The organism is Mesorhizobium sp. M0047 (assembly GCF_040323315.1).
Taxonomy (GTDB): Bacteria; Pseudomonadota; Alphaproteobacteria; order Rhizobiales; family Rhizobiaceae; genus Mesorhizobium.
This window is the reverse complement of the sequence record NZ_JAMYUW010000026.1, coordinates 1-19,249: the sequence shown is the minus strand read 5'-3', so window position 1 is coordinate 19,249 and position 19,249 is coordinate 1. Positions and strand designations below refer to the sequence as shown.

Here is a 19,249-nt window from a genome sequence, read left to right as displayed (position 1 = left end):
GATGCTGCAGGCAAATCACGTCCTGTGCCGGACCAGTAGGGCGGACCTAGCCACACTCCTCCAGTCATGGCAAGCAAGCGCCACATCACCTGGAGCCGGTTTGACCGTAAATTATGTCCGCTTCCGGGCAATATCTCGTGATACACCGCCACTCCCGCCGATATAGCGCCGGAACACTTCGGGACCAGCCCCGATGAAGAAATCATCTGCCTTGCCGATTGCCGCGACCATCCCATTGTCGAGAAACACCACGTGCTCGCCGATACGGCGAGCGTCTTCAGGCTGGTGGGTGACAAACAGCACCGTCATGCCACGCTCGGCATGAACGGCGGCGACCAGATCCAGCATATCGTCGCGCAAAGCGGGCCCGAGCGACGCGAAGGGTTCATCGAGCAGCAGCACGGGCCGGTCGCGCACCAGAACGCGGGCCAATGCGACGCGCTGGCGTTCCCCACCCGAAAGTTCGCGTGGCAGGCGTTTTTCCTTGCCCCCGAGACCGGTGCGTACAAGTGCCTCGGCGATCGCGGCGCGGTCCGCCTCGGTCAGCCGCAAGGCTGGCGAGCGGCCGAGCCCGACATTCTGCTCGACGGAAAGATGGGCGAAGAGATTGTTCTCCTGGAACACCATCGATACCGGCCGCGCAGAGGCCGGGTCGGCGCTGACGTCGGCGCCGCCGATCAGCACGCGGCCCGACTGTGGGGCCTCGAAGCCGGCGACCAGATTGAGCAGGGTCGACTTGCCCGACCCGCTCGGCCCCATGATGGCGGTGATCTTCGACTTGGCGAACTCGACGTCGAAGACGAGCGGCATCTCGCCGTAGCTGAACGACACCCTGTCCAGCCGCACAGGCGCGCCTTTTTTAAGCCCGCTGGCCTCTCCATCAAGCATCCCGGACCCTCTCCCTTCCCAGCCAGTGCGCCGCCACGATCAGCGCGAGGCAGACGAGGCCGAGCAGCAGTGCCAGGCCGGCGGCATCCGCGGTGCGGTAGCTGCCCATGCGCGCCAGGAGAAGGTAGGGCAATGTCTGCACGGAATCACTGCCGAACAAGGCAATGACGCCGAGGTCGCCGAGCGAAAGGGCCATGGCGAAAGCGAAGGCGGTGGCGAGCGGCCGCCGAAGCGACGGCCAGTCGACCAGCACCAACCGGTTCCAGCCCGCAATGCCGAGCTGTGCGCAGAGCCGTTCGTGACGCTCGCTGGCCGCATCGTAGGCGGGACGGACGGCGCGCAGGGCGAACGGCATCGCCATCACCGCGTTGACGGTGACGACCATGACCGGGGCGATGGCGAAGACGTCGCCGACATGGCGCAGCAAAAGGAACCAGCCGGCGCCGATGACGATCGGCGGCACGACCAGGACAAAGCCGGCGCCTGTATCCGTGACATGCTCAAGCATTGTCCGGGGGCCAGCCCGGCGTTTCAACGCCAGTGCCCGCCGTGCCATGGTCAGCGCCAGCGACAGCATCACCGAGAGCAGTGCAGACAGCAAGGCCAGCACCGCACTGGTCAGAGCAGCCTGTCGGACAGTGGCCTCACCGGCCAGCCGGCCGAGGTCGGCACTCAACCCGGCCGTCACCGTCGCTGCCATCGGCCCGACGACGAACAGCAGCGCCAAGGCAATGAGCATGGCGTTCAGCCAGCTCTCGCTCCTATTGACGGAGAGATAGCGGCGTTGGGCAACTGGCAGGTTGGTGTCGCCGACCACATTGGCGCCAAGCCGCGTCAGGGCCAGCACCATGATAAAGGTCAAGGCGATCTGCAGCAGCGTCAGCGTCACCGCCCGCGCGGGATCGAAATCGAAGCGCAGCGCCTGGTAGATGCCGACCTCCAGTGTCGTCGCGGCCGGCCCGCCGCCGAGCGTCAGCACGATCGTGAAGGATGTGATGCAGAGCATGAAGACAAGCCCGGCGACACCCGGCAATGCCGCACGCAGCGTTGGCCATTCGATCAGCCGGAACGCCGGCCGTGCTGCCATGCCGAGTTGGCTCGCCAGCCGCCAGTGGTCGGATGGAATGGTCTGCAGCGCCTCGAGGAACAGCCTCGTCGCCAGCGGCAGGTTGAAGAACACATGGGCGACGAGAATGCCGGACAGGCCATAGATGCCCGGCCAGCTTCCGCCGCCGATCACCGTGAGAACGCCGGCGAAATAGCCGGCGCGGCCATAAAGCGCCAGCACGCCGAGTGCCGCGACGATGGCCGGCAGCGCCAACGGTACGGCGAACAGTTGCAGGATGAAGGCGCGGCCGAAGAAGCGTGGGTGCCGCGACATAGCGCGTGCGACGAACAGTGCAGGCACGACGGAGAGCAGCGTCGACAATACCGCTTGCCAGAGCGTGAAGCGCACGACGCGCAGGAGATAGGGATCGAAGGCTGCCCAGGCGCCAGAGAGGTCGTGGCCGCCTTCGAAAAACAGGCCGGCAAATGCGCCGCCGATGAGCAGCGCGATGGCGGCGAGCGCCAGGATGCCAGCTGTGATGCGGGGGTCAGACGCGCGTTGCACGCTGGGCCACCTGACTTGAGGTTCTTAGCGAGGATTGCGCTCCGTCGCGCCCCCCTCTGTCCTGCCGGACATCTCCCCCTCTAGGGGGGAGATTAGCCGTTACCCATGCCTTCGCCAACCTCCGACGTTGCCGGGGACGAGCCGCCAGCAAAGCAGCTGATCTCCCCCCTTGAGGGGGAGATGGCCGGTAGGCCAGAGGGGGGTGGCTTGGCGCAAACATCCGATGTGGCTGAGCCCTACTTGCTCATCGCCGTCAGCCACTCATCCACCCAGGCCTTGCGGTTGGCGGCGACCTGCTCGGGGCTGAACAACCATGTCTTGGTCGGCTTGACCAGTTTGTCGAAGGCCGGGTTGAGCGGCTTGTCGGTCTTCCCGGCCGGGAACATCCAGTTGGTTTCGGGGATGGCATCCTGGAATTTCGGCCCTGTCATGAAGGCCATGAACTTTGCCGCCAGCGGGTTCTTGGCCCCTGTCGTGGTGATGCCCGCGACCTCGATCTGCAGATATTCACCCTCCTCGAAAGAGGCAGCCTGGTAGCGCTCTGTCTTCTCGGCGACCATGTGGTAGGCCGGCGAGGTCGTGTAGGACAGCACCATCGGCGCTTCGCCCTTGGTGAACAGTCCGTAGGCCTCGCTCCAGCCCGGCGTCACGGTCAGCACTTTCGCCTTCAGCTTGGCCCAGGCCTCCGGCGCCTTGTCGCCATAGACAGACTTGACCCACAACAGCAGGCCAAGGCCCGGTGTCGAGGTGCGCGGATCCTGGATGACGATCTTGTCGTCGGCGCTGCCGTCGACCAGTTCCTTCAGGCTTTTCGGCGGGCTCTTCAGCTTCTCGGTGTCGTAGACGACAGCGAAATAGCCGTAATCGAAGGGGACAAAAGTGTCGTCGCTCCAGCCGCCTGGCACAGAGACGTCCGCCACCGCGCCATGCGGTGCGAACAGGCCGGTGGCCTTGGCATCGGCGGTCAGATTGGTGTCGAGGCCGAGCACGATATCAGCCTTGGTCGATGCGCCTTCCAGCCTGACGCGGTTGAGCAGCGCGACGCCGTCGGCGACCGAGACGAACTCGACATCGCAACCGCATTCGGCCTCGAATTCCTTCTTCACCACGGGACCCGGACCCCAGTCGGCGGTGAAGCTTTCATAGGTGTAGATGGTGAGTTTGTCCTTGGCCAAGGCCGGTCCGGACAAGACCAAGGTCATGGCTGAGACAAGAGCGTATAAGAGCGTGCGCATCGGCGCCTCCTTCGTTCGAATTGAAAGGAATTGAGGCGTCGGACTGTCCGAAACGTCTAATCCCTCCGCCGGTACAAACCGGATCAGGTTCAGCGGGTTGGCGAGACTGCCTCTCAGCCGGTCCGCGAAGATCGCGTCCGGCACCCCGTTAGAGCGTTTCGACACATAGGCCGGGCCGATCCTCCACGCAAGTGCGAGTTTGCCGCCTTCCGTTTCCGGCGCCTGGCTGGTAAGGGCCACACGATATGAGCACATTCACCATCCTGCTTGGCGGCGACCTCATCCGCACGCCACGGCTCGACCGCCAGGTCGAAGGCTCCCGGGTGATTGCCGCCGACGCCGGCATCGGCCATGCGCGGCTGCTCAGCCTTGTCCCGGAACTGTGGGTGGGGGATTTCGATTCCGTGCCGGCCAATCTGCCGGACGATCTCGCGACTGTCCCCCGCCGGACTTTCCCGGCCGAAAAGGACAAGACCGATGGCGAACTGGCCATCGCCGCCGCACTGGAGCTCGGTGCGACCAGCCTGGTGCTCGCCGGCGCCTTCGGCGGCAAGCGCGCCGACCACGCCTTCCTGCATCTGGCGCTGGCCCTGCGGCTGGCCGAGGCCGGGACGGATGTGCTTTTAACCAGCGGCGCGCAGGAGGGCGTCCCCCTGCTCCACGGCAAGGCTGGCTTCGACTATGCCGACGGCACGTTGTTTTCGGTGCTCGGCTTTTCCCAACTCGCCGGCCTGACCGTCACCGGCGCCAAATGGCCGCTGAACCACGTCGAGGTGGCGTTTGGCTCGTCGCTGACCATTTCCAATGAGGTCAGGGGCCGCCTCGAAATCGCGCTGGGCCACGGCCGCGCGATACTGCTCGCCCATCCCTATCCCTTGCCTGAAAGCTGATATGGCCCCGCCCCTTCTCAATCTCGACGGTATAAAACTGACCTTCGGCGGCACGCCGCTGCTCGATGGTGCCGCCTTGACGGCGTCGGCAGGCGACAAGATCGCGCTGGTCGGCCGCAACGGGTCGGGCAAGTCGACGCTGCTGAAGATAGCCGCCGGCCTGATCGAGCCGCAGGACGGCGAGGTGTTCCGCCAGCCTTCGGCGACCATACGCTATTTGCCGCAGATTCCCGACATGGAGGGTTTTGCCAGTGTCCGGGCGTATGTGGAGGCCGGACTTGGCCCCGCCGACGACCCGTACCGCGCCAGCTATCTGATGGAGCATCTCGGCTTGTCCGGCGAGGAGCGGCCGAACGACCTGTCCGGCGGCGAGGCGAGGCGCGCCGCCCTGGCCCGCGTCATGGCGCCCGAACCCGACATCCTGCTGCTCGATGAGCCGACCAACCATCTCGATCTATCCGTGATCGAATGGCTGGAGGAGGAGCTCGTCCGCACCTCGTCTGCACTGATCGTCATCTCGCACGACCGCCGCTTCCTCGAGCGTGTATCACGCGCCACGGTCTGGCTCGATCGCGGCCAGACCCGCAGGTTGGACAAGGGCTTTGGTCATTTCGAGGAATGGCGCGACCTGGTGCTGGAGGAAGAAGAGCGCGAGCAGCACAAGCTTGGCCGCCAGATCGTGCGTGAGGAGCACTGGCTGCGCTATGGCGTGACGGCGCGGCGCAAACGCAACATGCGCCGGTTGGGCGAATTGCAGACCATGCGCCAGCGTTTTCGCGGCCATCGCGGGGCCGAAGGATCGGCCACTATGGTGGCCAGCGATGCCGCAGAATCCGGCAAGCTGGTGATCGAGGCCAAGAATATCGAGAAGAGCTTTGGCGATCTCACCGTGGTCAAGGGGTTTTCGACTCGCATCCAGCGCGGCGATCGGGTCGGCCTAGTCGGGCCGAACGGTGCCGGCAAGACGACGCTGCTGAAGATGCTGACCGGCGAGATGAAGCCCGATGTCGGTTCGGTGCGGCTCGGCACCAATCTGGAAATCGCCACGCTCGACCAGAAGCGCGAGGCGGTCGACCCGCAGGAGACCTTGGCGCAGTATCTCACCGACGGACGCGGCGAAAACCTCGTCATCAATGGCGAGCAGCGCCATGTCGTCTCGTACATGAAGGATTTCCTGTTCAAGCCGGAGCAGGCGCGCACGCCGGTGCGAGAACTGTCCGGCGGCGAGCGAGCGCGGCTCTTGCTGGCCCGCGTGCTGGCCCGGCCGGCAAACCTTCTGGTTCTCGATGAGCCGACCAACGATCTCGACATGGAGACGCTGGAGCTTCTGCAGGAACTGGTCGCCGGGTTTGCCGGAACGGTCATCCTGGTCAGCCACGACCGTGATTTCCTCGACCGCACCGTGACCAGCCTGATCGCGCCGGATGGCGACGGCCGCTGGATCGAATATGCCGGCGGTTATTCCGACATGCTGGCGCAGCGCGGCGGCACCAGGCTGGACGACCGCAAGGCACGGGCGAAGGCCGAAAACGGTGAAGCGCCCGCACCAGGCAAGAGCGAGTCCACAACGCCAAAGGGGCCGGCGAAGAAACTGTCGTTCAAGCAGAAATTCGCGCTGGAATCGCTGCCCAAGAAAATCGAAGCTGTGATGGCGTCGATCTCTAGGCTCGAGAACAACATCGCCGATCCGGCCTATTACGAGCGTGATCCAGCCTCGTTCCAGAAAACCATCGCCGCCCTCGACAAGGAGCGCGCGACGCTGGCAGCACTGGAGGAGGAATGGCTGGAACTGGAGATGCTGCGCGAAGAGATGGAAGGGTAGTCTCACCGCATCAGCACCTTCTGATTATTGCAGCGACGCGAAAATGCGCATATATTATGCGCATGTTGCGGAGGCTACTATGCGTAAGATTGCCGTGAATGCGACCCGTCAGCCAGCAAATCTATCGATCGATTCGAATCTCATGCGGGAAGCCAAGGGCCTTGACGTGAATGTCTCTCGCGCTGCAGAGGCTGGCATCGCGGAAGCGGTGGCGGCCGAAAAAGCGCGCCTATGGAAACTTGAGAACCGCGCCACCATGGACGCGTGGAATGACTATGTCGAAAAACAGGGCATTCCGCTGGAAGAGTACCGGCAATTCTGATGCCCCGCTATGATGTCTTCGGCGATCAAATCGAGGGCCGCTATTTGCTCGACGGTCAGTCCGAGCTCCTCGACTACTTCAAAACGCGGGCGGTCGTCCCGCTTCTGCCGATCGCGACTGTTCCACCGCCGATGCGAAAGCTTCATCCGATCTTTGAGATCAACGGTCGAAAGCTGGTTATGGCAACACATCTGATTGCCACCGTTCCTGCCAGTGAATTAGGCGAAAGTCGACTGAACCTTATGAAGCACCACGACGACATCGTCGCCGCACTCGACATGCTGTTCCAAGGCTTCTGAGCGCACCACAGCCGGCGCCCTTCTCAGCCCGCCGTCTTCGCCTGCCAGGCCTTGATCGCCTCGTCGAACACCTTCTCGCCGGGAATGCCTTTTTCCATGGTCAGCAATGCCCGCCGGCCGGTCTTGTAGACGACCGGCACGTCGATCCAGTCCTGGCCACGCAGCAAGGTCATGTTGGCGTCTTCGTCGGCCTTTGTGTCGTTCAGCGCGACGAGGAAGAAGCCGTCGGCGATCTTGGCCGGAATGCCGATCAGCGGACTGCCGGCATCCTGTTCCGAACCCTTCATGGCGACGCGCAGAATGTTGTCGACGCCTCCGCCTTCAAAGCCGTCCGGCGTCAGGAAGATCATCTCGATGATATGGCTGGCCGGCAGTGTCTGGTCGGTGTTGCGGCGGATCGTCATGCGCAACTGGATGTCCTTGCCGGGAATGGTCGCCTCGGCGCGGATCGCCGGCTCTGGCGGCAGGTCGCCACCGGGCGATTCCTGTACCAGCGACCAGACGATGTTGCCCGGCTCCGCCGAGCCCTGGGCGGTGCTGGTGCGCTCCTCGTAGAAGATCGCCTTCTGGCCGACCGGCAGCGCGGTTTCCGCCGGCGCGGTGGCCGGTGCCGCCGGCGCAGCACCCGCCGGTGCTGGCGGAGTGGCGGCGGCGTTGGCCGGCGCCGCCGGGGCAGCTCCGTTGGCAGGCGGTGTTGCGGGGGCGGCACCTGCCGCCGGAGGCGTAGCCGCGGGAGGAGTGCCGGCGGCCGGTGCGGAAATCGGCGGCGCGTTGGTCGCCGAGGGCGGCGTGGTCAGCGCAGCGACCGATTCGCCTTCGCCGATGCCGCTTTGTCCGCCGGCCGGGCCCGGGTCGACTTCACTGCCTTGCGGCGTCAGCCGTTGGGTGAATTTCGTGCTTTCAGCTTCCGTGCCGCCAACTGCGGGCGCTGGTGCTGGCGCCGGCGCCGCGGCGGTGGTTGCCGGCTTGGCAGGTGCCGGCTTCACGGGTTCGGTCTTTGTCGCGACCTTCGTGCCGTCGAGCCCGAGCATCTTGCCGAAGGCGTCCTTGTTCAGCCAGATGCCGTAGCCGCCACCGGCGATGACCAGAAGCGCGACGGCGACGGCGATCAGCCCGCCGTAGCTGCGCTTACGCTCCGCCGGGCGCAGGCGCTGGAAAGTGTCCGACGCCGGCTCTTCGTTGCTGGAAAACACATCGACACCGTCGTCGGCCTCCTCAGCGTCCATAGCTGGAAGGGGCGTATCGGCGCGAGCCGGCTGGGCAGGCGCCGGCGTTGGCCTTTGCCAGCTTGGCTCGACCTTGGCGGCAGGTGGCGGCGCGGGTTGATAAGGTTCAGGCTTGGCCGCAGGCGGTGCCGGCCAGGCCGGCTCCGCCTTGGCCGGTTGCCGCGTGTGGCTTGGCTGGTTCTTGTTGCGATCGATCGAGGAAAAGATGTGTTCCAGTTCCGCGAGCGGGTCGGTCTCCGGCACGCTCTTGGCATAGTCCCGCTCGACGTTCGCTATGGCATCTTCCAGACCGCGTTTCTGCTTTGCGACATCCTCCGGCGAAAGCGGCGGATCGCGCTGGGCAATCTTCGCTGCGATCGTAGAGCGGGCCTTTTCGTAGACCTTCGCCCGCATCTCTGGCGACGGATCGCCGAGACCGTCTATCGCTTTCTTCAGAACAAAAACGAAATCTGCCATGCTTCAGTCGACCTGTATTTTGTTTCCGCGCCGGCCCCCGCAAATCAGCCGCTATGCCCGGAAAGGCTGAGAAACTAGTCTTGAAACGGATCGGTCACAAGTATCGTGTCGTCCCGTTCCGGGCTGGTGGAAAGGAGCGCGACCGGGGCACCGATCAGCTCCTCGATGTAGCGAACATATTTGACCGCCTGGGCCGGCAGGTCGTTCCAGCTGCGCGCGCCGGCGGTGGTGCCTTTCCAGCCCTCCAGCGTCTCATAGACCGGTTCGACACGCGCCTGCGCGCCCTGGCTGGCCGGCAGATAGTCGATCATCTCGCCATCGAGCCGGTAGCCGGTGCAGACCTTGATCTCGTCTAACCCGTCGAGCACGTCGAGCTTGGTCAGCGCGATGCCCTTGATGCCGTTGACGGCGACGGCCTGGCGCACCAGCACGGCGTCGAACCAGCCGCAGCGTCGCTTGCGGCCGGTGACGACGCCGAATTCGTGGCCGCGCGTGCCGAGGAATTCGCCGACCTCGTTCCTCTGCTCGGTCGGGAACGGACCTTCGCCGACGCGCGTCGTGTAAGCCTTGGTGATGCCGAGCACATAGCCGATGGCGCCCGGGCCGACGCCGGAGCCGGCGGCAGCCTGTCCTGCGACCGTGTTCGACGAGGTGACGAACGGATAGGTGCCATGGTCGATATCGAGCAGCGTGCCTTGCGCGCCCTCGAACAGGATGCGCTCCCCAGCCCGGCGCTTGTCGTCGAGGATTTTCCAGACCCGGTCCATATAGGGCAGGATCTCGTGCCCAACCGAGGTTAATTCCTGCATGATGGCGTCATGCGTGACTTCTGCATGGCCAAGCCCGCGACGCAGCGCATTGTGGTGCGTCAGCAGCCTGTCGACCTTCAAGGGCAGCGTTTCCAAATCCGCCAAATCCATCACCCTGACCGCGCGCCGGCCCACCTTGTCCTCATAGGCGGGGCCGATGCCACGACGGGTCGTGCCAATCTTCGTTCCGGAATTGGAAGCTGCGTCCTCGCGGAATCCGTCCAGTTCTCGGTGCAGCGACAGGATAAGCGCTGTGTTTTCGGCTATTTTCAGGCGGTCCGGCGTCACCTCGACACCTTGCGCCTTGAGCTTGGCCACTTCGGCGACGAAGGCGTGTGGGTCGAAAACGACGCCATTGCCGATGATGGACAGCTTGCCCTGGCGCACGACGCCCGACGGAAGCAACGACAGTTTGTAGACCTTGCCGTCGACGACCAGCGTGTGGCCGGCATTGTGGCCGCCCTGAAAACGCACGACGACATCGGCGCGCTCCGACAGCCAGTCGACGATCTTGCCCTTGCCTTCATCGCCCCATTGCGAGCCGACGACCACCACATTGGCCATGTTTCTTTTCCCTTGAGACGCCGCCAAGCGGCTTGAATATGGTTCGAAACGACAGGCCTCTATAACGTCAAGACCTCGCGAGCGCGACCTTTCTTTGCCGCCGAAAATGCCCTGAGGCATAACAATTTTCGGGCTTAACATCATTTACTTGGACGCACGGGGGCAATAGGCCGACAACCACCGCGGCCCCGCGGCCGGAATCCCACGATGCATCGAAGCGCCTACATAGTCCTGCTGCTCACCACCTTGCTGTGGGGTGGCAACTCGGTGGCCGGCAAGCTGGCAGTCGATCACGTCTCGCCGATGACGCTGGTCTTCCTGCGCTGGGTGCTGGCCGCGGCGATCATGCTGCCGATCGGCTGGAAGACGATACGCAAGGACTGGCCGCTGGTGCGCAAGCACTGGGTCATCCTCGCGGGCCTCGGTGCCAGCGGTTTCACTCTGTTCAACACCATCTTCTACACGGCGCTCAACTATACGACGGCGATCAACGTCTCGATCGAACAGGCGGCTATGCCGATCCTGATCATGACAGCCAATTTCATCTTCTTCCGCCTGCGCGTGAACTGGGCGCAGATTGTCGGCGTCGTTCTGACCATCGTCGGCGTGATCCTGACCGCCTGTCACGGCGACCCGCGCCGGCTGTTGACGCTGGAGCTCAATTTCGGCGACGCCATCATGCTGGTCGCCGTGTTTCTCTACAGCGGCTATTCGGTCGGGCTGCGGTTGAAACCGGTGATGCATTGGCAGAGCCTGATGCTCGCCCTGTCGGTTGCGGCTCTCGTTACCTCAGTGCCCTTCTTCCTGTGGGAGATCGCTGCCGGCAAGGTTATCGTGCCCGACGCGCGCGGCTGGGCGGTCATCGTCTATACCGCGATCGGCGCCTCGGTGATCTCGCAGATCTTCTACATCAGGGGCAACGAACTGATCGGCGCCAACCGCGCCGGCCTGTTCATCAATCTGGTGCCGATCTTCGGCACGCTGCTGTCGGTGCTGATCGTCGGCGAGACGTTCCAGTTCTATCAGGCATTGGCGCTGGCGCTCGTGCTGGGCGGCATCGGGCTTGCCGAATACAGCGGGCGCAAAGCGGCAAACCTGCCAACAGCCAGGACACGCTGAACAAAAAGGCGCGGAACAGGCCGCGCCTTTCGATCCTTCACGGCAAGTCCGGGATCACACGGCGTTGATGTCGAACTGCAGCCGTTTGGCCGAGTCGATCGACTTGTGCTTCCTGACCTTTTCCAGGACGGCCTCCGGGAACGGCGCGTCGAGATAGAGCAGCGCGATGGCATCGCCTCCCGGCCGGTTGCGGCCAAGCTGGAAGTTGGCGATGTTGACGCCGTTCTCGCCGCAGACGGTGCCTAGCAGGCCGACGATGCCCGGCGCGTCGGCATTGGTCGTGTAGAGCATATGCTGGCCGACCTCAGCGTCGAGATTGATGCCCTTGATCTGGATGAAACGCGGCTTGCCGTCGGAGAAGCAGGTGCCGGCGATCGAGCGCGTCTTGTGCTCGGTCGTTACCGTCAGCTTGATGTAGCCGTCGAACACGCCCGACTTGTCGCGCTTGACCTCGGCAACGATGATACCGCGCTCCTTCACCATGATCGGCGCCGACACCATGTTGACGTCGGAGACCTGCGGCCGGATCAGCCCGGCAAGCGCGGCACTGATCAGCGCGCGGGTGTTCATTGTCGCCGTCGAGCCGTCGAACAGGATCTCGACCTCCGTGATCGGGTCTTCGGTGACCTGGCCGACAAAGGCGCCGAGCACTTCGGCAAGCTTGACGAAGGGCTTCAGTCGCGGGGCTTCCTCGGCGGTGATCGACGGCATGTTGATGGCATTGGAGACGGCACCCTTGATCAGATAATCGGCCATCTGCTCGGCGACCTGCAGCGCGACATTCTCTTGCGCTTCCGCCGTCGAGGCGCCGAGATGCGGCGTCGCCACGACATTCTCCATGCCGAACAACGCATTCTGCTCGGCCGGCTCGACCTCGAACACGTCGACGCCTGCACCTGCCACCTTGCCGCTCTTCAACGCCGCCACAAGGTCGGCCTCGACGATCAGCCCGCCGCGGGCGCAGTTGATGATGCGTACGCCGTTCTTCATCTTGGCGATTGCCGCGGCGTCGATGATGTTGCGCGTCTTGTCGGTCAGCGGCGTGTGCAGCGTGATGAAGTCGGCGCGGGCGAAAAGCTCGTCCAGTTCGACCTTCTCGACGCCGAGTTCCTCGGCGCGTTTGTCCGACAGGAACGGGTCGAAGGCGACGACATGCATCTTCAGGCCGACGCCGCGCGTCGCGACGATCGAGCCGATGTTGCCGCAGCCGATGACGCCCAGCGTCTTGCCGGTGATCTCAACGCCCATGAAGCGGTTCTTCTCCCATTTGCCGGCATGGGTCGAAGCGTTGGCCTCCGGGATCTGGCGGGCAAGCGCGAAGATCATCGCCACCGCATGTTCGGCTGTCGTGATCGAATTGCCGAAGGGCGTATTCATCACGATGATGCCCTTGCGGCTCGCCGCCGGGATATCGACATTGTCGACGCCGATGCCGGCGCGGCCGACGACTTTGAGCTTTGTGGCGGCGTTGATCAATTTTTCGGTGACCTTGGTCGCTGACCGGATGGCGAGGCCGTCATACTGGCCGATCACTTCGAGCAGCTTTTCCTTGTCCTTGCCGAGATCGGGCAGATAGTCGACCTCGACGCCGCGATCCTTGAAGATCTGCACGGCTGTGGGAGAGAGTTTGTCTGAGACGAGAACGCGGGGCGCCATAGCGGCCTCCTTGAAATGGATTGTTGGGGATGGGCGGCCGAGGGCCGCCACTGAAAATCTCAGGCCGCCGCTTTCAGCGACGCCTTCTGCGTAGCGAAGGCCCAGTCGAGCCAGGGCAGCAATGCTTCGAGATCCGACGTCTCGACGGTCGCGCCGCACCAGATGCGCAGGCCGGGCGGTGCGTCGCGATAGGCGCCGATGTCGTAGGCGACACCTTCCTTGTCGAGCACCGACACCAGTCCCTTGGCGAAAGCCGCTTGCCCATCGGCATCGAGCGCGGACACATCCGGATCGGTGAAGGACAGACACACGGACGTGTTCGACCGCGTCGCCGGCTGGACGGCGAGATGACCGAGCCACGCGGACTTGGCGACAAAGCGATCGAGGACAGCCGCATTGGCGTCCGCTCTGGCGATCAGCGCGTCGAGGCCCCCAATCGACTTCGCCCAGTTGAGCGCATCGAGATAATCCTCGACGCACAGCATTGAGGGGGTGTTGATGGTCTCGCCCTTGAAAATGCCTTCGATCAGCTTGCCGCCCGAGGTCAGGCGGAAGATTTTCGGCAGCGGCCATGAAGGCTTGTACGTTTCCAGCCGCTCGACGGCGCGGGGCGACAGGATGAGCATGCCGTGCGCGCCCTCGCCGCCCAGCACCTTCTGCCAGGAGAAGGTGACGACATCGAGTTTTTCAAAGTCGAGCCTCTGTGCGAAGGCAGCCGAAGTCGCGTCGCAGATGGTCAGGCCCTGGCGATCCGCAGGGATGAAATCGCCGTTCGGCACGCGCACGCCGGACGTGGTGCCGTTCCAGGTGAAGACCACATCGCGGTCGAAATCGATCTTCGTGAGGTCGGGCAGTTCGCCGTAGCCGGCTTCGATCTTGCGCACGTCGGCGAGCTTCAATTGCTTGACCACGTCGGTGACCCAGCCGGAGCCAAAGCTCTCCCAAGCGACCATGTCGACGCCGCGCTCGCCGAGCAGCGACCACAGCGCCATCTCGACCGCGCCGGTGTCCGATGCCGGCACGATGCCGATGCGGTAGTCCGCCGGGACCTGGAGAATTTCCCGCGTCAGCGAAATCGACTGTTCGAGCTTGGCCTTGCCGATTTTGGCGCGATGGGAACGACCGAGCGCTGCAGTTTTCAGGGCCTCGACTGACCAGCCGGGGCGCTTCGCGCAGGGACCTGAGGAAAAATTAGGGTTTGCCGGACGCAGTCCGGGCTTCGCATGCGTCGTCATCGTGGTCTATCCTTCCAGATAGTGGCCCCTCGTTGGGGAGGGGTGGCCCACGGACGGCGATATGCGTTCAGGCCTCGGGCGTCAAGAGGAAAGTTTTTGTCGCGGGCAGGATACCGGCGATCTGTACGAAAATGTCATGGCGCAAAACCGGGAGCGGCGGACCCGAGGATCCGCCCGTCCTGTTCTTCTTATGCGTAGCACTTACCAGAGGTCGTAACGCAGCCCGAGCTTGACCGTCTGGTAGTCGATACCCTTGCGGATATTGAAGGCACCGCCATCAAAGGCGACGTATTTTGCGCTCGGCACCGAGAAATATTCGTAGCCGAGATCTACAGAAACGTTTTTGGTGACCTGATAGGAAAGTCCTGCACCGATCGAGTAGGCTAGGTTGAACTTGCCCTCGCTGTCGGTCTGACCTTCATAGCCGGCGGGATCGTCGCAGAAAAACCCGCCGGTGCCGCCGGAATTGGTCGGTGTTTCCACGCAGTCGCGTGCGCCTATGCTTCTGAAATATTTGTTGTAAGCAAGACCAATGCCACCGCCGATATAGGGAGTGAGCCCAACGTAAGTGCCCAGATCCACATAGCCGTTGGCCATGATGCTGTAGCCTTTGTTGGAGGCGTTGTCGGAGAGATCGCATGCCTGTGAGACCGGAACGGAATTGATATTTCCAAATCCGTCGGCCTGGAGCGTATGACCGTCGCAGGTGGCGGCGAGCTTCGCGTGCTCGCCGAATTTGTCGGTTGGTAGAATCCCGCCGTTCAGCTCGACCCTGAGATAGTCGTTAACATGATAGCCCATACCGATGCTGCCTGTGAAAAGGCTGCTCTCATCAGTAAAACTGTCGAGCGGACCGCTCGATGTTTCCTCATGTTTGAACGGATGACTGAAGGCGTAACCGATATCGCCGCGCAAATACCAGCCGGAGCCGACCTCGACCGGCACATAGTCGGGCGCCTGGTCGACATAGATCGGCGGATTGTAGTCGGCAGCATGCAAGGGCGCCAGCGGCAAGAGGGCTAAGGCGCCAAGCGCCAGCGCCGCACGCGAAATGATTCTCATGGTCCCCGACTCCCGAATTTGGCCCGCTGGCAATAGCAACGGCAGCCATCGTTTCAGGGAGCATTGTTAACCATAGTGGTTAAGTGCCGGTTAAGGCTAACAGAGCGTTAGCGAATTCATTTCGGGCGAGCTTTCATTACATGGGGCCCAAACGAAAGCCGCCCGGCTGGTGCCGGGCGGCTCACGAGAATTTCAGCTAATGCCGGGTGTTACTTGGTGTAGATCGGCTCGGGTTCGGGCTGGTAGGCCACGACCGGCGCTGCGCAACCGTTGCTGCCGCCGAACTGGTAGCGCAGGCCACCGCGAACCTCGTGTGTGTTGATGCCGCGATCGAAGCCGGGGCCAGAGCTGCTGACATCCCATTCGAACATTCGGCCGCCCTGGATGTGGCTGAAGCGATAGCCCGCGTCGAGGATGATCTTGTCGGTCAGGCAGTAGGAAGCGCCGGCCATCAGAGCGTAGGCGAAGCGCCAGTTGGACGCTCCCGGGTTAGTCTCGGTGGTGTTCGGGTCATAGACAGTATCCCACTTGACGCGCGCACCGCCGATGCCGGCGCCTACGTAAGGCGTGATGCCACTATAGGTGCCGAGATCGACATAGGCGTTGGCAAGCAGCAGCAGGGCGCTCATTTTCGACACTTCGGTCGATGTTCCGTTGATATCCGATGTGCCGCCGTTGAAGTTCGACTTGAACCAGTAGTCGGCTGTCAGATCGGTACGGAAATGGTCGTTGATCTTGTAGCCGACGCCGGCACCGAGCGAGAAACCGCCCTTGAGCTTGCCGAAGTCGAAACTCTTGCTGCCGGGAATGACCGTACAGTTACAGGGATCGACGGTGTAGGTCATATAGTCGATGCCGCGCAGGGTCGACTTGTGATAGTCGATGTCGCCGCGGATGTACCAGCCGCCGACTTCGACCGGCTGCTCGTAGACGGCCGGAGGCGGAGCCTCCTCGACTACCGGTTCCGGCAGGTCGGCCGCGAACAGTGGTCCTGCCAGACCTGCGAACAGTAAGGCGAGCAGGACCTTTCTGGCTGTATTGAACATGCTTGTCACCCCTGAGAAGTTCGGAACGGCCATCGGTCCGAATGCAATTGCTTTTCAGTCGTGGATAATGAAGTGCAAAGGTTAAAAGGCGTTTAACCCTGTTGCTTAACCACGAATCCCGACACTTCGAGGGATCGTTGAGCGGTTTTCAAGATGTCGGAATCGACCGCCGGACCGACCAAAAAAGCCCGCCGGAAGGGCGGGCTTGAGTTGGCGAAGATATGAGTGCGGCACCCTCGGGGGCGGGCTTGTGACTAAGCTGCGCTGCGCGTTTCGGAGATAACCTCAACGATGCCATTGACGACGGACTCGACCAATTGCGGGTCGTCGCCCTCGGCCATGACGCGGATCAGCGGCTCGGTGCCGGAGGGTCGGATAACCAGCCGCCCAGCCTTGCCGAGGCGGTTACGGGCATCCTCGATGGCTGCCTTGACCGGCGCTTGCTCGAGCGGCTTGCCGCCGGAAATATGGACGTTCTTCAGAAGCTGCGGCACCGGTTCGAACTTCTTCGACAGTTCGCTGACCGGCCGCCCCTGCCGCTTGATGCAGGCCAGTACCTGCAGTGCCGAAACCAGGCCATCGCCGGTGGTCGAGAAGTCAGACAGCACGATATGGCCGGATTGTTCGCCGCCGACATTCAGCCCGTGCGCGCGCATATGCTCGACGACATAACGGTCGCCGACCTTGGTGCGGTGCAATTGCAGCTTCATGTCGCCGAGGAAGCGCTCGAGCCCGAGATTGGACATGACCGTCGAAACGACGCCGCCGCCGGCAAGCCGCCCGCTCTGATGCCAGGATTCGGCGATCAGTGCCATGATCTGGTCACCGTCGACGATCGCCCCGTTCTCATCGACGATGACAACCCGGTCGGCATCGCCGTCGAGCGCGATGCCGATGTCGGCACGCACTTCGTGCACCTTCTTCTGCAGGCCGGCGGGATGGGTCGAGCCGCATTCCTTGTTGATGTTGAAGCCGTTGGGCTCGACATTGATGGCGACGACTTCGGCGCCCAGTTCCCACAGCGCCTCGGGCGCCACCTTGTAGGCCGCGCCATTGGCGCAATCGACGACGATCCTGAGTCCGGAGAGTGACATCGAGCGCGGCAAGGTGCGCTTGGCGAATTCGATGTAGCGGTCATGCACGCCGTCGACGCGCTTGGCGCGGCCAAGCCCGTCGGAATCGGCGAGCGCCAGCTCGATGTCCTTGTCGAGCATGCTCTCGATGCGCTCCTCGATCTCGTCGGAGAGCTTGTAGCCGTCGGGTCCGAACAGCTTGATGCCGTTGTCATAGTAGGGATTGTGCGAAGCCGAGATCATGACGCCGATATCGGCACGCAGCGAACGCACCAGCATGGCGACCGCCGGAGTCGGGATTGGGCCGAGCAGGAACACGTCCATGCCGGCGGCACAAAGACCGGCGACCATGGCATTCTCGATCATATAGCCAGAAAGCCTGGTGTCCTTGCCGAGCACGACGCGATGACGGTGGCTGCCGCGCTGGAAGGAGAGACCGGCGGCCATGCCGACCCGCATCGCGATTTCCGCGGTCATCGGAAACTTGTTGGCGCGCCCGCGAATGCCGTCCGTGCCGAAATAATTCCCTGCCATGCTAGCCCGATTCCTCAACGTTTCTTCCCCGGCACGTCATGCCACAATTGGCCAGGGCGCCATGATCACATTGTGTGATTATATGTTACCAATCCTTAGAAAATCATTGTTGTGCACTGCACACAACATGGCTGCAACCTAACATGCTGAAACTGCCATGCTGCAAAATACCAGTCATGCGAACCTTTCAGCGCAGATGCACCTGGAAACTCTTGCTCTGAAGCCGGCAACGGGCAACGATTTCATCACCTTATCGGCAAAGCCCAGCTTTCGGCGATATATACGCTACTTAGTATCTGGCGCAACCGACCGTTGAGCGTTATTGATTCGCCGGGACGTAACATGGGCTGCTGCAACGGAGAAACGCTATGCTCATCCACCGACTTGCCACTTTGACCGGCCTCGCCGTCGCGACCTTGTTTCTGGCCGCGCCCGCCAACGCACTGACGATGGCCGAGTGCAGCACGAAATACAACGCCGCCAAGGATGCCGGGACACTCGCCGGGGCGACCTGGAACCAGTTCCGCAAGGCCCAGTGCGGCACCGACGCCGCAGCCAAGACCGACACCAAGGCAACCGAAACCAAAGCAACCGACACGAAGGCAGCCGACACCAAGAAAGCTGCCGACACCAAGAAGGCTGCCGAGACGAAGCCGGCCAAGGCGGCCGCTGCGGCCGAGGACAGCACGGCCAAGGGTCTGACGGCGAAGGAATGCAGCGCCAAGTACCAGGCGGCGAAGGCTGCCGGCACGCTGAACGGCATGAAGTGGAACGATTTCCGCAAGTCCGAATGCGCCGCCGGTGCATCGGCCGCCGCCAAGCCGGCAACCACCAAGGCTGCCGCGGCTCCCGCCGATACTAGCGGCAAAGGTCTGAGCATGGCCGAATGCAGCACGAAGTATCAGGCTGCCAAGACGGCCAACACGCTGAAAGGCATGAAGTGGAACGACTTCCGCAAGACCGAATGCGGGGCCAGCGCGTCGGATGACGACACCGTGCCGGCCGCCGACGAGGCGAGCTACACCAAAGAGCCGGCGAAGCCGACCACGGTTGCGCCCAAGGGCGTCACTTTCCCCTCCGCGATCTCGCCGAAATATGCCAGCGAGACCCCCGGCAAGGGCCGTATGCATACTTGCCTCGACCAGTACTATGCCCTCAAGGACGCCAACGCGCTTGGCGGCCTCAAGTGGATCCAGAAGGGCGGCGGCTTCTACAGCCTGTGCAACGCAAAGCTGAAGGGCTGAACGACAAAAATACCTGAAAGACAGGCCCGCGCCCCGGGAGGTTTGCGGGGCGGTGGTTGTAAAATGCCGGGGCCGCCAGTAGCGCGCGTTCGGTGCCGCCCCGCCTTGCCCTGCCCGGGACATGTACCCGGGACGAGCCGTGTCGGTGCGGAAGTAT

General features: G+C 63.1%; 16 protein-coding genes and 1 riboswitch. Of the genes, 6 read left to right on the top strand and 10 right to left on the bottom strand.

Annotated features, from left to right (window positions below; all coding sequences use genetic code 11):
- Positions 1-111: 111 nt before the first annotated feature.
- From thiQ to thiB, 3 genes are all read right to left on the bottom strand, one after another.
- Entirely contained in the window at positions 112-888 is a 777-nt protein-coding gene (thiQ, locus tag NKJ89_RS22620) for a thiamine ABC transporter ATP-binding protein (RefSeq protein WP_352605749.1), read from the bottom strand.
- The gene (thiP, locus tag NKJ89_RS22615) at positions 881-2,500 is read right to left on the bottom strand and encodes a thiamine/thiamine pyrophosphate ABC transporter permease (protein ID WP_352605747.1); all 1,620 of its coding nucleotides are present in this window, start codon (positions 2,498-2,500) and stop codon (positions 881-883) included. The genes thiQ and thiP overlap by 8 nt, the downstream gene beginning before the upstream one ends.
- A gap of 236 nt (positions 2,501-2,736) precedes the next feature.
- Positions 2,737-3,735 carry a thiamine ABC transporter substrate binding subunit gene (thiB, locus tag NKJ89_RS22610; RefSeq protein WP_352605745.1) on the bottom strand — a complete coding sequence of 333 codons (999 nt, stop codon included), beginning with the start codon at positions 3,733-3,735 and terminating at the stop codon, positions 2,737-2,739.
- A 43-nt stretch (positions 3,736-3,778) separates the two neighbouring features.
- Positions 3,779-3,893, bottom strand: a riboswitch (TPP riboswitch).
- An 87-nt stretch (positions 3,894-3,980) separates the two neighbouring features.
- Between thiB and NKJ89_RS22605 the strand changes: the two genes are divergently transcribed.
- From NKJ89_RS22605 to NKJ89_RS22590, 4 genes are all read left to right on the top strand, one after another.
- A complete protein-coding gene (locus NKJ89_RS22605; RefSeq protein ID WP_352605743.1) occupies positions 3,981-4,625 on the top strand; it encodes a thiamine diphosphokinase in 645 nt (214 codons plus the stop codon).
- 1 nt (position 4,626) lies between these two features.
- Positions 4,627-6,447: an ABC-F family ATP-binding cassette domain-containing protein gene (locus NKJ89_RS22600; RefSeq protein WP_352605741.1), complete on the top strand. Its 1,821-nt coding sequence runs from the start codon at positions 4,627-4,629 to the stop codon at positions 6,445-6,447.
- A gap of 79 nt (positions 6,448-6,526) precedes the next feature.
- The gene (locus NKJ89_RS22595) at positions 6,527-6,769 is read left to right on the top strand and encodes a type II toxin-antitoxin system CcdA family antitoxin (RefSeq protein ID WP_031261359.1); all 243 of its coding nucleotides are present in this window, start codon (positions 6,527-6,529) and stop codon (positions 6,767-6,769) included.
- Positions 6,769-7,068, top strand: a complete 300-nt coding sequence (locus tag NKJ89_RS22590; protein ID WP_352605739.1) for a CcdB family protein — start codon at positions 6,769-6,771, stop codon at positions 7,066-7,068. The genes NKJ89_RS22595 and NKJ89_RS22590 overlap by 1 nt, the downstream gene beginning before the upstream one ends.
- Before the next feature lie 23 nt (positions 7,069-7,091).
- Here NKJ89_RS22590 and NKJ89_RS22585 read toward each other — a convergent pair whose 3' ends face one another.
- Together NKJ89_RS22585 and NKJ89_RS22580 are read right to left on the bottom strand one after the other, a co-directional pair.
- Positions 7,092-8,750, bottom strand: a complete 1,659-nt coding sequence (locus tag NKJ89_RS22585) for a hypothetical protein (RefSeq protein WP_352605737.1) — start codon at positions 8,748-8,750, stop codon at positions 7,092-7,094.
- Between the two features lie 74 nt (positions 8,751-8,824).
- A complete protein-coding gene (locus NKJ89_RS22580; RefSeq protein WP_023758667.1) occupies positions 8,825-10,123 on the bottom strand; it encodes an adenylosuccinate synthase in 1,299 nt (432 codons plus the stop codon).
- A 207-nt stretch (positions 10,124-10,330) separates the two neighbouring features.
- Here NKJ89_RS22580 and NKJ89_RS22575 point away from each other — a divergent pair, with 207 nt between their 5' ends.
- Positions 10,331-11,242, top strand: a complete 912-nt coding sequence (locus tag NKJ89_RS22575; protein WP_352605735.1) for a DMT family transporter — start codon at positions 10,331-10,333, stop codon at positions 11,240-11,242.
- A gap of 54 nt (positions 11,243-11,296) precedes the next feature.
- Here the strand turns inward: NKJ89_RS22575 and serA are convergent, their stop codons facing one another.
- The 5 genes from serA to glmM form a co-directional block, all read right to left on the bottom strand.
- A complete protein-coding gene (serA, locus tag NKJ89_RS22570) occupies positions 11,297-12,898 on the bottom strand; it encodes a phosphoglycerate dehydrogenase (RefSeq protein ID WP_023758665.1) in 1,602 nt (533 codons plus the stop codon).
- A 59-nt stretch (positions 12,899-12,957) separates the two neighbouring features.
- Positions 12,958-14,133: a phosphoserine transaminase gene (locus tag NKJ89_RS22565; RefSeq protein ID WP_352605733.1), complete on the bottom strand. Its 1,176-nt coding sequence runs from the start codon at positions 14,131-14,133 to the stop codon at positions 12,958-12,960.
- A gap of 201 nt (positions 14,134-14,334) precedes the next feature.
- Positions 14,335-15,234 carry an outer membrane protein gene (locus tag NKJ89_RS22560; protein WP_352605731.1) on the bottom strand — a complete coding sequence of 300 codons (900 nt, stop codon included), beginning with the start codon at positions 15,232-15,234 and terminating at the stop codon, positions 14,335-14,337.
- Positions 15,235-15,404: 170 nt separating this feature from the next.
- Complete coding sequence (locus NKJ89_RS22555; protein WP_352605729.1) at positions 15,405-16,241, bottom strand: outer membrane protein; 837 nt, start codon at positions 16,239-16,241, stop codon at positions 15,405-15,407.
- A gap of 254 nt (positions 16,242-16,495) precedes the next feature.
- A complete protein-coding gene (gene glmM / locus NKJ89_RS22550) occupies positions 16,496-17,848 on the bottom strand; it encodes a phosphoglucosamine mutase (protein ID WP_352605727.1) in 1,353 nt (450 codons plus the stop codon).
- Between the two features lie 368 nt (positions 17,849-18,216).
- On the opposite strand from glmM, the gene NKJ89_RS22545 reads away from it, so the two are divergent.
- Entirely contained in the window at positions 18,217-19,092 is an 876-nt protein-coding gene (locus NKJ89_RS22545; protein WP_352605725.1) for a hypothetical protein, read from the top strand.
- Positions 19,093-19,249 lie beyond the last annotated feature (157 nt).

Bases quoted from the DNA above. Each gene is read 5' to 3' on its own strand.
- NKJ89_RS22580 (WP_023758667.1), bottom strand. From the start codon at position 10,123: ATGGCCAATGTGGTGGTCGTCGGCTCGCAATGGGGCGATGAAGGCAAG.
- glmM (WP_352605727.1), bottom strand. From the start codon at position 17,848: ATGGCAGGGAATTATTTCGGCACGGACGGCATTCGCGGGCGCGCCAAC.
- NKJ89_RS22585 (WP_352605737.1), bottom strand. From the start codon at position 8,750: ATGGCAGATTTCGTTTTTGTTCTGAAGAAAGCGATAGACGGTCTCGGC.
- thiB (WP_352605745.1), bottom strand. From the start codon at position 3,735: ATGCGCACGCTCTTATACGCTCTTGTCTCAGCCATGACCTTGGTCTTG.
- NKJ89_RS22565 (WP_352605733.1), bottom strand. From the start codon at position 14,133: ATGACGACGCATGCGAAGCCCGGACTGCGTCCGGCAAACCCTAATTTT.
- NKJ89_RS22555 (WP_352605729.1), bottom strand. From the start codon at position 16,241: ATGTTCAATACAGCCAGAAAGGTCCTGCTCGCCTTACTGTTCGCAGGT.
- serA (WP_023758665.1), bottom strand. From the start codon at position 12,898: ATGGCGCCCCGCGTTCTCGTCTCAGACAAACTCTCTCCCACAGCCGTG.
- thiQ (WP_352605749.1), bottom strand. From the start codon at position 888: ATGCTTGATGGAGAGGCCAGCGGGCTTAAAAAAGGCGCGCCTGTGCGG.
- NKJ89_RS22605 (WP_352605743.1), top strand. From the start codon at position 3,981: ATGAGCACATTCACCATCCTGCTTGGCGGCGACCTCATCCGCACGCCA.
- NKJ89_RS22600 (WP_352605741.1), top strand. From the start codon at position 4,627: ATGGCCCCGCCCCTTCTCAATCTCGACGGTATAAAACTGACCTTCGGC.
- NKJ89_RS22595 (WP_031261359.1), top strand. From the start codon at position 6,527: ATGCGTAAGATTGCCGTGAATGCGACCCGTCAGCCAGCAAATCTATCG.
- NKJ89_RS22590 (WP_352605739.1), top strand. From the start codon at position 6,769: ATGCCCCGCTATGATGTCTTCGGCGATCAAATCGAGGGCCGCTATTTG.
- NKJ89_RS22575 (WP_352605735.1), top strand. From the start codon at position 10,331: ATGCATCGAAGCGCCTACATAGTCCTGCTGCTCACCACCTTGCTGTGG.
- NKJ89_RS22545 (WP_352605725.1), top strand. From the start codon at position 18,217: ATGCTCATCCACCGACTTGCCACTTTGACCGGCCTCGCCGTCGCGACC.